Annotated in this window: 6 protein-coding genes; 2 read left to right on the plus strand and 4 right to left on the minus strand. The window is 34.2% G+C overall.

The features are described from left to right. Positions 1-185: 185 nt before the first annotated feature. From lon to GIY03_RS01620, 4 genes are all read right to left on the minus strand, one after another. Positions 186-2,543 (minus strand): endopeptidase La, encoded by a 2,358-nt coding sequence (gene lon / locus GIY03_RS01605; protein ID WP_457913413.1) that lies wholly within the window; start codon positions 2,541-2,543, stop codon positions 186-188. Between the two features lie 215 nt (positions 2,544-2,758). Continuing rightward, positions 2,759-4,009 (minus strand): ATP-dependent protease ATP-binding subunit ClpX, encoded by a 1,251-nt coding sequence (gene clpX, locus GIY03_RS01610; protein WP_457913414.1) that lies wholly within the window; start codon positions 4,007-4,009, stop codon positions 2,759-2,761. Positions 4,010-4,146: 137 nt separating this feature from the next. Continuing rightward, the gene (gene clpP, locus GIY03_RS01615) at positions 4,147-4,770 is read right to left on the minus strand and encodes an ATP-dependent Clp endopeptidase proteolytic subunit ClpP (RefSeq protein WP_457913415.1); all 624 of its coding nucleotides are present in this window, start codon (positions 4,768-4,770) and stop codon (positions 4,147-4,149) included. 3,778 nt (positions 4,771-8,548) lie between these two features. Next, entirely contained in the window at positions 8,549-8,857 is a 309-nt protein-coding gene (locus tag GIY03_RS01620) for a BolA/IbaG family iron-sulfur metabolism protein (RefSeq protein ID WP_457913416.1), read from the minus strand. A gap of 603 nt (positions 8,858-9,460) precedes the next feature. Here GIY03_RS01620 and GIY03_RS01625 point away from each other — a divergent pair. Then, a complete protein-coding gene (locus GIY03_RS01625) occupies positions 9,461-10,039 on the plus strand; it encodes a YajG family lipoprotein (RefSeq protein ID WP_457913417.1) in 579 nt (192 codons plus the stop codon). A gap of 2,957 nt (positions 10,040-12,996) precedes the next feature. After that, positions 12,997-13,893: a ubiquinol oxidase subunit II gene (gene cyoA / locus GIY03_RS01630; RefSeq protein WP_457913418.1), complete on the plus strand. Its 897-nt coding sequence runs from the start codon at positions 12,997-12,999 to the stop codon at positions 13,891-13,893. The last annotated feature ends 4 nt before the right edge of the window (positions 13,894-13,897 follow it).

Raw genomic sequence — 13,897 nt, forward strand, 5'->3', positions numbered from 1 at the left:
TTTGTTTTCTATACTTAGAAAGACTTATGATTACAAAAAACGCAACAATTATATTAACTACATCAAATTCTGATCAGCTATCAACGTAAAATATAAAATAGCTTATTAGTATCTAATTTAGCACTACAAAATGCTAAAAAGTTTGCAATAACTGAGTAATATCGGTTTTTAAGAGCTTTTCTTTTTCATTGTTCTTTAGGTATTGTAAGTGCAAAAAAGGCTGGATTTTGTAAAGTAATATTTAAAACCTCATCAATCTTTTCTACTGGATGAATCTTTAAATCAGCAATAATATTTTGCGGAATTTCTTGTAAATCTCGCTGATTCTTATAAGGTATTATAACGGTTCTAATACCACCACGATGCGCTGCTAACAGCTTTTCTTTCAAGCCACCAATGGGTAATATATGACCGAGTAAGGTAATCTCACCAGTCATCGCCACATCAGCGCGTACTGGGTTTTCGGTGAGACAAGAAACCAAGGCAGTACACATTGCGACGCCAGCGCTTGGTCCATCTTTTGGTGTTGCGCCTTCAGGCACGTGAACATGTATGTCACGTGTTTCATGAAAATCAGCGTTGATTCCTAGTTTATCTGCGCGGGAACGCACAACAGTCAGTGCGGCTTGGATCGATTCCTGCATCACTTCACCTAAGGAACCTGTATAAGTAAGGTTACCTTTACCTGGTACAGACGCGGTTTCAATAGTTAACAAGTCGCCACCTACTTCTGTCCATGCTAATCCAGTAACCTGTCCTACACAGTTTTCAGTATTCGCACGACCATAGTCAACGCGCTGCACACCTAAATAATCCTTTAGATTGTCACCACTGATTTCAATACGTTTAACTATTTTTTCCATTAGTATTATTTTTACTGCTTTACGGCATAGCTTGGAAATCTCTCGTTCTAGACTACGTACCCCCGCTTCACGAGTATAGTAACGAATAATACCATGAATAGCAGTATCATAAATCACTAGTTCACTTTTTTTTAAGGCATGTCGTTCAAGTTGTTTGGGTAATAAATGTTGCGTAGCAATATTAAATTTTTCATCTTCCGTATAACCAGATAAGTGGATTACTTCCATACGGTCTAGTAAAGGCCCAGGAATACGCATTGAGTTTGAGGTAGCGACAAACATGATATCGGACAAGTCATAATCTACTTCTAAATAGTGATCATTAAAGGCTACGTTTTGTTCTGGATCTAATACTTCAAGTAGCGCAGAAGCCGGATCACCGCGCATATCAGAAGACATTTTGTCGATTTCATCCAGTAGGAATAATGGGTTTTTTACGCCTACTTTAGCTATTTTTTGTATTAGCTTTCCTGGCATAGAACCAATGTACGTACGGCGATGTCCGCGAATTTCTGCCTCATCACGCATGCCGCCTAGTGCCATGCGTACATATTTTCTCCCCGTTGCTTTAGCAATTGACTGTCCCAGAGAAGTTTTTCCTACGCCAGGAGGTCCGACTAAGCATAGGATTGGCCCCTTAATCTTATTGGTACGACTTTGCACAGCGAGATATTCGAGAATACGATCTTTGACACGAACTAAACTATAATGATCAACATCAAGCACTTCCTGTGCTTTAATCAGATTTTTTTTTACTTTACTACGAGCATGCCAGGGTACTTGCAACATCCAATCGATATAGCCACGAACTACAGTCGCTTCCGCAGACATCGATGACATCATTTTAAGTTTTTGTAGTTCAGATGTAGTTTTTTCACGGGCTTCTTTTGGCATTTTTGCCGCTGCAATTTTACGTGTTAAGATTTCATATTCATCAGGCACATTATCCATTTCACCTAGTTCTTTTTGGATGGCTTTTATTTGCTCATTTAAATAATATTCACGCTGACTTTTTTCCATTTGTTTCTTGACGCGGTTACGAATACGTTTTTCTATCTGCAATAAATCAATTTCCGACTCCATCATCGCCATTAAGTATTCTAAACGTTCAGTGATGTCGAACATCTCTAATACTGACTGCTTATCATTAAGCTTGAGCGGCATATGCGCAGCAATAGTATCCGCTAAGCGTGCGGCACTCTCAATATTATGTAGTGAAACCAACACCTCTGGAGGAATTTTCTTGTTTAGCTTAATATAACACTCAAACTGACTAATCGCGGTACGCACTAGTACTTCCTGCTCGCGCTCGTCCAGCGCTTGAGACTCAAGGTATTCCGCTTGAGCTGTAAAATAATCGCTACTATCAGACAACGTAGTAATATGTACGCGCTGCAGCCCCTCAACTAATACCTTAACTGTGCCGTCAGGAAGCTTAAGCATCTGTAAAATAGATGCGACTGTACCTACAGAAAATAAACTATTAATGTTCGGCTCATCTGTTGAGGCCTCTTTTTGTGCTACTAGCATAATTTTTTTATCATGATCCATTGCTGCTTCAAGACAACGAATGGACTTTTCCCGCCCAACAAATAGCGGGATTACCATGTGTGGATAAACTACTACGTCGCGTAACGGCAGAACGGGGATTTCAATACGTTCGGAACGCTCAGGTTTCATAGAGCTCTCTCTTAATGTTTATTTCCGATAAGGTTAAAGGGAACCTCATGAGGTATTAGCATCCTACGTTTTACAAAATCTAATCTTGATTATATGGGGCAAAATCACTGATATTCAACGGTTAGCACATAGGAAAAGACATTGGGGATGTTATCTCTTTTTTATCACGCAACATTATCAGTTAAATAATATATTATTCACCTAAATTCTGCATTTTAGGTTTTGCTATAAATAAGCAGAGGCTTTGACTGACCAGCGATTACCAACTCATTGATTACTACTTTTTCTACGCTATCCATAGACGGCAAATCGTACATCGTATCAAGTAATATGCTTTCTATAATAGAGCGCAAGCCACGAGCACCAGTCTTACGTATCATCGCTTTCTTGGCGATAGCATTTAACGCTTTATCGCAGAACTCAAGCTCAGTACCTTCCAGATTGAACAATGCTTGATATTGTTTAGTTAAGGCATTTTTTGGTTCTTTTAAAATCTGAATTAAAGCATCTTTATTAAGCTCGCCCAATATTGCTACTACTGGCAAACGGCCAATGAATTCAGGGATTAATCCAAACTTTATTAAATCTTCTGGCTCAGTATGTAGTAGTAATGCGCCTTCAGTTTCTTTATCAGATTGCTCTTTAATAGTTGCGCCAAAACCAATACTGGAAGCCATGTTGATACGCTGAGCAATAATATGACACAGGTCAGCAAAAGCACCTCCACAAATAAATAAAATCTTTGAAGTATCAACTTGCAAAAATTCCTGCTGTGGATGTTTACGACCTCCTTGTGGCGGTACGGCCGCAATCGTGCCTTCAATCAATTTTAGTAACGCTTGTTGCACACCTTCACCTGACACATCACGCGTGATGGAGGGGTTATCGGACTTACGGGAAATCTTATCTATTTCATCTATATAAATGATACCGCGCTGTGCTTTTTTTACATTGTAGTCACATTTTTGTAATAGTTTTTGGATAATGTTCTCTACATCTTCACCTACATAGCCAGCTTCCGTGAGTGTAGTAGCATCCGCTATAGTAAAAGGTACATCAAGAAAACGTGCTAAAGTTTCGGCTAATAAAGTCTTACCGCTGCCAGTTGGTCCGATTAATAAAATATTGCTTTTGCCCAATTCAACACCGCTGCTGATATCACTGTGTCGTAGACGTTTATAATGATTATACACAGCTACTGCCAGTACTTTTTTGGCTGTGTCCTGACCAATAACATAATCATCCATATGTTGGCGCATTTCGTGCGGCGTCGGTAATGTCTTGCGTTCTCTATTCGGAACAATGTCTTTAATTTCTTCGCGAATAATATCGTTACAAAGGTCAACACATTCATCGCAAATATACACTGATGGACCGGCAATTAACTTACGCACTTCATGTTGAATTTTACCGCAGAAAGAGCAGTAAAGCAGCTTTCCTGAACCGTCTTTACGCCTATCTGTCATAAACTAAGCCTCTTTTTAGTCGTTATCCTGCAATAATATTCGATTAATAATTACATGCTAAAAATCCATGTGAAACATTGATGCAGCTAACTAAAATAAGCTTGCTAACTTCGCAAGCTATAACCTAAACACTTCGACTAACTTCGGTGTGTTAGGATAGCATCAACTAAGCCGTAGTCTACAGCTTCGCTTGCAGTCATAAAGCGATCGCGTTCTGTATCACATTCGATTTGTGTTAATGACTGACCTGTCTGTTCTGCCATCAATTTGTTTATACGTGCCTTTACCTTCAATATTTCACGCGCATGAATTTCGATGTCCGTTGCTTGACCCCGATAGCCACCTAACGGCTGGTGAATCATCACGCAAGAATTAGGTAAGCAGAATCGCTTTCCATGAGTACCGGCGGCCAATAAGAACGCACTCATTGAGCACGCTTGCCCAATACAAATCGTACTAATGTCAGGCTTAATGAATTTCATAGTGTCATAAATTGACATACCCGCAGTAATCACACCACCTGGTGAATTAATATAAAGAAAAATATCTTTCTCCGGACTCTCTGCTTCTAGGAATAGCATTTGTGCAACTATTAAGTTAGCCATACAATCTTCTACTTGAGCAGTTAGGAAGATGATACGTTCTTTTAGCAGGCGGGAATAAATATCATAAGAACGCTCTCCGTGTGAAGTCTGCTCAACTACCATTGGCACTAATGCCATTTTAGATGAAACATAATCTCGCTTGCTATTATACAACATTACCGTCCCTTAATAAAATGCTTTTGGCGGCTGGAGGTTATACCTTTGACACGTTAACTCTACTTGAGCACAGCTAGTATGACTATCCTGACGTATTAAATCCGTTCTATATTTATCTAACGATATCCTTTATACACTTGTGCAAAGGTCGCTAGATTTTTACACGTTGGGGAACGGCGGTAGGTTTTCAAGTCTATGGACTGACTTTATCGTTTAATACTTTCAACATACTTCTTTAATCAGTATATAAATGAACTAATACATTTATAATCATTTATAAGAATGAAAGATGCTGAATTTTCATGTGTCAGCTTTATTATATAACGATGAAAAATTTGTTTCCTCTTTTAATAGAAAAGAAATTAAACTTTTCTATTATAGAACTGGACAATAAAAGTAAAACATAATTCTTTAAAAGCTAAAAAGTTTAGTTTATTAAGGCCGGTATTTTAATATACTTTTCAAGCGCTTCAGCCTATACCTAACCAAAGATACATTAGATGCATCAGAAAGCCAGTAAAGATTACAAACTGTCTCCTTAACATGCACACAGAAAGATAACTATCGGTTTCTAATAAAACATAAAACTGATTACTTATTAATAAATACTTTTCGAATGACGACTTCACTACTTCTTAGTAAAGTAAATTAATTCTAAAGTATTTGCTGTATTTCAGATTCAGTATAATTGCAGGGATTTTTAGTAAATATTACACGTAGCATAAGCTATTGTATCTAGCTCATGCATTATAGAGCGACAGTATAATAAATATGCATATAATCCTATACAAATTTAGAAGAACGACTCAGATAATAAGTCTATCTGATTTAGTTAGTAACATTTGTATTCCAGAGAGCTAGACACAATCAACATATAAACACATATTATCCGGAAACCCTAAGGAATCGCTATCAGTGCAGATTGTTATCTAAATGAATATCAGGATTGACACGCTGATTCCACATGCTATATAGTCAATATAGCAATCTTTATATATAATATACTTAATAGCAGCAAGTTTTTATCGTCTCATAACCGAGGTGATTATCTGATCATTAAGATGCATGTACTATATAAATATCACTAGAACATTGATATACTCGTGAAGAACTATAAATAAACGAGACAATCAGGATATATACCTATCTTCATTTCTCCTGACCTCTTGCTCAATTCTAAATCTAATACTAAAAACTTACAAGCCACACATGTAATGAATGAAAGATACTAACTATTTTAACATCATCAAAATATTCCAGTAGGCAATACATTATTCACTCTTCTTGCTCGCTAGCGTAAATAATATATTACTTGACAGATACTAATGAGTCAAAGACCATCACATTGAAGATTTATCAGTTAAACATCTTTTATAATGATATAATCATATGATATTTAGTTATAAAAACTAATATTTCGTTATGGATAATTACAGAAGATATCAGATTAAATATGCGGAGTTTGCTAAATATGCACTTAATTGCTTTACTAAGAGTTAGTAACTCTAGATGAGTTTGTAGAATCTAAGCATATTATTTTGATAGCTTTTAGTATTTTATGCGATATATTCTTATTTGGTTTTAACAGACATCTCTGCTAGAATAGGTAGTGCCAAACAAATATTAATTAGTTTATTATCTTCCTTAGAATATCCATATAGTCAGACGGTTTTATCTTAGCTATCTAACTATTCTAAGCAGCATAGATGTGAATCATAATGCCTAGTGTAGCACGGTGTCTAATGCAGAGTTACTACAGACAAATATTTAATGAATAGTAAAAGAGTGTTTATGTATGATTTACATTCACTGCTCTTTTACCTATACTTAATCAAGTGAAGATTAATTTTTGTTATATGTTTTTACAAAACTATTTCATTAATAACATATAAGTTTTACGAAATTAACTCATATTAGAAGTTACCTCTGAGTTCTGAAGTGAAGGTTAATAACATATACGTTCTTATATTGTCAAATGTATAATTAATACTATATTTTTAGTAAAAAAGAAAACTTTAACATCAGATGTAATTGATTGATATTGTCGGTTACTATACTAGTGCGTTGCTATAACTAATTGCAAAATTACAATGCAATCTCCATTAGCTTTAGTGCGTCAAACATAGGTGATTGTTGAGTAAGTAAAGCGTCTTTATCAAGAAATTTAATGATTAGCTGATTCCTGTATTTATTTAATTTATGTACTATTTAGGATATTAATTGTTAATTTAAACAAGGCGTGATTCTTAGCATCAACTTTTATATACTTTAAGACTGTACTATAATGTATATTAGGTTGATTTGCTCAGACCGCCACCGCGCTGTTCTTGGCAGGTATTGCTATGTTAAAACTATAGTGCGTTAAGTATCAGAGCATTTGGCGCTAATAATTTCATCCACAATAATAGACGAAGAATAACGCACATTCTAGGTTGCATGTTAATAGTCTTAGAGTAATTCGAGTGCTGATATTGTATATTTTACGCAACGCTGTGCAGCCCCTAACATAAGTAATCTACTTGAGTCGACTTGACTAGTACGTATTAAAATTATTAATTGCCTAATTTTAATATATTATAATCTTAATAACTCGAGCTCTATTATATAGATGATTTTAATATGCACAGCATCAATAGAACGATTAATTGTAGTCAAGGACTTCATGAAAGTAGCAGAAAGTTCTGATCGCTAATCTTTTTATCCTGATTATCGACATGCTACATACAACCACTGTATCTGTCATAGTTTCCATATCAATCTTACAGATAACTGATATGTGTAGCGAATACTTTACTAATTTTATGATTTATTCAATCTGATATACCCTTATAAGATTATGTGACTGCTATTATTCCTAGCAAGCATGCAAAAACTTTAGTAGTTTTAAGTCTATATCATCAATAAAATCAATGTAGTGAATAATAACGCTACTGTTAGTTTCTGTGAAACAATTACTAACTATCCAATTCTTCTTTCCCCCCACTTAACCAACATCCCAGTATAGTTTAACTGAGAGCAGAAAGCACTATAATTACTGGTTGCCTGACGTAAATTCAGTTTCAGACTGATCACTGAATATCTAGATATACTTTTAACATAACACAACGCCACATTTTAACGTTTTATATTTCTTTAACGTCTCTTTTAAACACTAGCTAAATAAAGCTTTCTCTAACAATTGCAATAATAAACATATGTTATACGACCTCATTTATCATTTTCTGAGTTATAGAAGTTGTGTACCACTACTCCATAATGTATGGTAATCCGTATGTTGGATATCATCCTAATAACATAAAGAATTTTGTTGTATGAATCATACGTTCCTGCACTGCTTGATCAATAGTTTTTCTGGTATAATAATAAAAACAATACTCAGACTGCGGCTTGTTTCTGCTAAAGCATTTGTCGTTTACTGCACAAAATCACAGTGTTTAATGATTTTTTTTATTCTAGCAATTAAAATCACTGCATGCAAAACAGAGTCTTCTAATGATGGAGGTGTATTAAAATCATGCAACAACAACAAACATAGCACTATAGTAATATATATATGATGATTCTAGAGTAACACAGCTATACTGGCATATTAAATATGTTTCCCTATCGATTCAATGACTTTATGGCTATGATAACTGACGACCGGGTTGCCTAATGCAGTATTACTAGCATGATTGTCAACGTAACATACTAATAGTTTTCTATATACCAAAACTTATTGACAGAAATACTGCAGTTAAAGACAAAATTTAATAGTACAGTGCATATTCACATGAAACTAATCCGTTGCCCCAAGACAATACGGAGACACTAAGCTTTTATCTTGTTTATTTTTGAATTCTTTCAAAGTATAGATGTGCAACGCTAACGCATATACACCGTTGACTAGTTCTTCCGATAGCACACTATAGATTGAACGGTGTCGTGTTAGGAAGGACGTTCCGATAAAGTCATTACTCACTAATACCACTTTGAAATGGCTTTCTAGACCACTAGAACTATTATGACGATAACTTTCATTAATAACATTCAGATATGTAGGTTGAAAAGCCTTAGTTAACTTTACTAACATCTGCTCACGAATCATAGGATTACCTTTACTTGCACTTAAGTCATACACCTAGCCAAATTAATTTTGGCTATATTAAAGAAGCGATCTAAACGTAACATAAGACATGGATAAGAGTTATCGCTAAGCTAATGACGCAGATTACTAGCAACACCTTCAGTAAATCGCGCCCTCAAGTCACTTTAGAATTTATGCGTTAAATAACTACATACTTTACCCCCGCTCTACACGCATAACAAACCTTGAGCATGTTAATATTAGCGCATCAAATAACCAAACACCGCTTACCTAAAACCATTGTGTTGTAGAATATTACTTAGATGTTTGTTTTTTATACATAATAAGTAAAATGCCTTGCTCGTTCAGGTGTATTTGATTGCATTTATTAAGCAGTTTATTGGATCAGTAAAAATACACTCAAATGTTTTAAGACAATACTGAGTATGTAATAAAATGCAAAGAGTCAGAATATTGCGCTCTCTCTTTTTATTATTTTAATTTATTGAGTATAAAATTTATTACTTACATTAATTTTACGCTACTAGTCAGCAATGACGATGCTATAATACTAGCTCTATGATTACTGTTATTTATAGCGAAATTTATTGAGAATAAAATAGCATGTTAAAGCAACTTTACTCGACTGTTTTAGGTACCTTACTGTTATTCGGTTGCACAACTAATAGCAATAGGTTAAATGTAATGCCAACAATTATATTGCCGCAACCAGTTTCTAGAATACACGATATAAAAATCAGTATTGATAGCGCAGATCGTCGTCAAGATCAGACGCTAGCTAAAATATCAAGTGGTGGAACACTGATAACCTTACAACCAATGCGTAATCTGCGCTTTTTATTACAGGAAGGACTGGAACAACAGATGGACGATTATGGCTACATAATCGACAGGAACAGCAATATTAATGTGCAGATTGTAATCAACAATTTATATGCTGATGTATTTCAAGGCAATCTACGCTACAACATTGTTAGTAAAGCCAATATTTCAGTGATCGCCCAGGCAAAGAACGGAAATCAACAAATCAAGAGCTACTGTACCACCTATAATACCAACGGCGTCTTTCTCGCTACTAGAAACAATATTACTCGTGCTATTAACAATACACTTAACCTGATTTTTGACAATATAGCAAAAGACACTAGTATGCACGATTTTATCAAAAAAAATATTCGCTAAAATTTTAGCGCTTTATACCACATAAATAGAGAGTATAGTGCAGGTGCTTCCATCAAATAGCATCTAAATATCTGTCTCCAGGATTATTTTAAGTATTTTATACATCTATGCTTGATTGTAAATCTTCGTTTAATACTACTTGCATGTATATTACAAAACTTCGTTAATTACTCAAAATAGATTGCTGTATTTATGGATCTTTATGCGTTCGTTCTTTCAGTTTATTTTCTCCAATGTCTCTAATGTCCTTGTGCACATTCCTGCGTACGCTGTTCTTTACGCAGCGGTAAAATTTATGCGATAAATTCTAGGAAAAGTAGTAATAATGGCGATCAACCTTATACAATCAGTGTATATAACTAGGTTATAGGCGCAGAGTATTGTAGGATCTATGCTAATATTTCTGTATTATAGAACATTGTTATTCGATACACATAAACTCATCTATTAAGTGTAGTAAACGTTGCAAAGACACCTATGTATTAGCGCCTGGTACATACCTGTCAATGTTAATTGACGTAGAGGTTGTCGATTATAAATAGCGGGAACTGTTATCTAATGATTCAATTGATGTTAACTGATATCATCGTTATGTTAGTTACATTTGTATGAACTACAATATTCTAGGATTCGCACTATAAACTATGGAATAACTAGGAATTACATTATTACGTCATATGTTAACCTGTCAAAACGTCTGCTGAATTCATATCCTGTGAGTAATATAAAATAAGCGCTCTCTTTGTTAATAGTCTCGATGAAACTTTCTTGCTGAATAATGTGAGTTACGATATAGGTAACGCCAATTCAGTCTACAACTTTAATACTTTCATTATTACCACTAATACATTGCATAGTTCTATCTGAACACTTAGAATTAATCTATCCACGATCCCATACTTCTCAATGTTCTGTCAACAGCGTGCCACTTAATCTCTAGAGCTTTCTCCAAGACAGCAGATAAGAATCATTCATAAACAATAATCTGTGCTAGAACAATGGTCAGCTATGTTTATATACTACAATATAGTAATGTTACTAGTTACTGTAGGCCATTAGTTATCTTGTGCTACCTAATTTGCGCTGATTCTCATATTCCCTAGTTTTCATTGTGATTACTTATCCTCATCTCTAGTGGATTCGTTAAGACCTCTGGTGAGTTGCTGTTTTATTTAATCTTGAGTGCTATAATATCACCCAGGTTATTGTTATTAATAACTATTTTGAATGGATTAATTATGATAAAAATCGTTAATATGATGTCAAAAAAGATACTTTCTTAAGTTTATTAGTAAATATTCCACATGAATATTGGAATACATCTAGTTAAAAGAATAACCATAAGTACTGATTATTAATATATAAATCATTTTAAGCACCCAGCAGGAAAATTTTATCACTTGACATCGCTATCGGTCTGATGAATATTTTGATGAACAGATTGTGAAATTCGGTAAGTTTTACTAAAGCCAGCGATATAAATGCTTAAAAAATTGATTACTTAAAAACTTCAGAGACATATAATACTATGTATCTAATGCGTGTGTATGATAAAATACATCAATGATACGGCAATTGCCGACAAGCAACTAGGGATTACTTGCAATAGTTTTACACGAAGTCGTATAAAAAACTTTTTAGAGACAGGATAAATAACTTTAGTTTTATCCAGTAAGAGCAAAATCATCTAAACTAATACAACTCATGTTGCATTTAACTTCAAATATAAAAATTATCACACAGATCTAGAGAGGTATTTAACAAAATATAAAGTATCTAAACGTATAAAAACCAAGACATACGTAGAATTATTTTTCTAATTTCATTAAAATAGAAATATAAGATATCAAGAAATATAGATGATTATCGCTATCCCTATCATGCTATACGATAGGTGCACTCTGTATAAATAGCACTAGTTTAAAATCAAAAAATGAATGAATGTATGTATGATGTGTATCATCGTTTATGAAAACTATGTGAATACTCACGATCTATCAAAATATTCGTACAAAAAATTATGGTGTGATATCGTACGATACTTGTTTAAGACAAGTATCTATTCCTTCGGCGTATTTACAGTATTTTATTTGTTAAAAAGGCACGCAGCTTCGTGCTTATCTGTTTAGAGATCATACCAAACTTTACGCACTTAACAATGGTAATTTATGGTGATCGCATTAACCACGCTCTTTATTTGCCCGATCTATGAGTAATGCAGATTACCGCCTTAAACAAGCATTGGTAGCATAGAAGTCTCGCTGTAGTAACCAGAAATTGAGATAAGAAAATTAATTTATATCGTTAACTAATCGAATCATAAGATTATGCATACTAAGTGCACTCAGACATTCAAAGACAGCAAGACATATCAGAAAATAAGGTAAACTAAAAGATAAAAATATTATATGATTTTGACATACTAATCGATTATCTAATTGATTATTAATCGGTGTGAGGTGCCCATGCAACAAAGTATAGAGTTTAACAATTAGGGTTTTATGTAATTAATTTTTATTACAGACCTTATAACTAATATTATTCACTATACTTATCATATTACACATATCTTCATCTTATCTTGCTTTATCTACCTGTAGCACATTCGAGAACAATATTGCATGCGAATTTAGATCAATCATATTAGCACCCCTTATGATCTGCAATATCGTCAGTATATATTCGGAATATATAATGAATTTAATACTGCACTATCATTGTTTTATCGAATTTCATATATTTCAGGATATTAAAATAAAACAGCATCTAATAACGCGATATTATTTAATAATATCAAATAAATATACAACAAGCTAATACTGTTACGTGCGTTAACAACCAGCGTTAACTCAAGCAATGATAATTTATCCAGTATATTTACAGTGCTTCTCCATTCCCGTAAAATACTCTAACATATACAACGACAATAGATTTTTTTTTGCAATTAGGATCGTTAAATGAGATTTAGTAAATGCAACAAAAATATTGAGGCAATACTATCGCTTATAGTAACTATGTTTCTCAGTGGCTGCCACCATATGGTATTGATGCACCCCAAAGGAATGATTAGTATTGAGCAACGGACATTAATTATTACTGTAATCACATTAATATTGATCGTAGTAATACCAGTTATTTTTATGGCTTTTATCTTTTTTTGGAAGTACCGATCATCTAATAAAGATGCACAATACTGCCCAAACTGGGAATATTCTAATAAGATTGAAGTAGTCGTATGGACTGTACCTATTATTATTATTACTATTTTAAGTATTATCACTTGGAAGACTACACATGAACTCGACCCCTTTAAACCTATTGTTAATAATAAAAAACCATTAATAATCGAAGTAGTATCTCTCGATTGGAAATGGTTGTTTATCTACCCGAAACAAGGTGTTGCGGTTGTTAATGAATTGGCTTTCCCGAAAGATGTTCCTGTCGAATTTAAAATTACCTCTAACTCAGTAATGAACTCATTCTTTATTCCCCAGTTAGGTGGGCAGATCTATGCAATGGCCGGGATGCAAACTAAACTACATATTATAGGCAACGAAGCAGGGAAATATGCCGGTCTTTCCAGTAATTATAGCGGTCATGGATTTTCTGGGATGAAATTTACTGCTATTGTCACTCCGACCGAAGACGACTTTAAAAAGTGGATTATAAAAGTAAAAACATCACTCAATCATCTTAATACTGTTAGTGACTTTAATATACTGGCGACGCCCAGTGAAAATAATCCGGTTGAGTACTTCTCTAGTATAAAGAGAAATTTGTTTAAAGATACTATTGCAAAATTTATAGGCGACATGGACATGGGTAAACATGTTTGTGCCAAAGCTAAGGAATAAGCTG

It is taken from the genome of Candidatus Gillettellia adelgis (genome assembly GCA_020541285.1).
GTDB lineage: Bacteria > Pseudomonadota > Gammaproteobacteria > Enterobacterales > Enterobacteriaceae > Gillettellia > Gillettellia adelgis.

What these genes read in the sequence shown, in the direction of transcription:
- lon (WP_457913413.1), bottom strand. Translation starts at nt 2,543, where the DNA reads ATGAAACCTGAGCGTTCCGAACGTATTGAAATCCCCGTTCTGCCGTTA.
- clpX (WP_457913414.1), bottom strand. Translation starts at nt 4,009, where the DNA reads ATGACAGATAGGCGTAAAGACGGTTCAGGAAAGCTGCTTTACTGCTCT.
- clpP (WP_457913415.1), bottom strand. Translation starts at nt 4,770, where the DNA reads ATGTTGTATAATAGCAAGCGAGATTATGTTTCATCTAAAATGGCATTA.
- GIY03_RS01620 (WP_457913416.1), bottom strand. Translation starts at nt 8,857, where the DNA reads ATGATTCGTGAGCAGATGTTAGTAAAGTTAACTAAGGCTTTTCAACCT.
- GIY03_RS01625 (WP_457913417.1), top strand. Translation starts at nt 9,461, where the DNA reads ATGTTAAAGCAACTTTACTCGACTGTTTTAGGTACCTTACTGTTATTC.
- cyoA (WP_457913418.1), top strand. Translation starts at nt 12,997, where the DNA reads ATGAGATTTAGTAAATGCAACAAAAATATTGAGGCAATACTATCGCTT.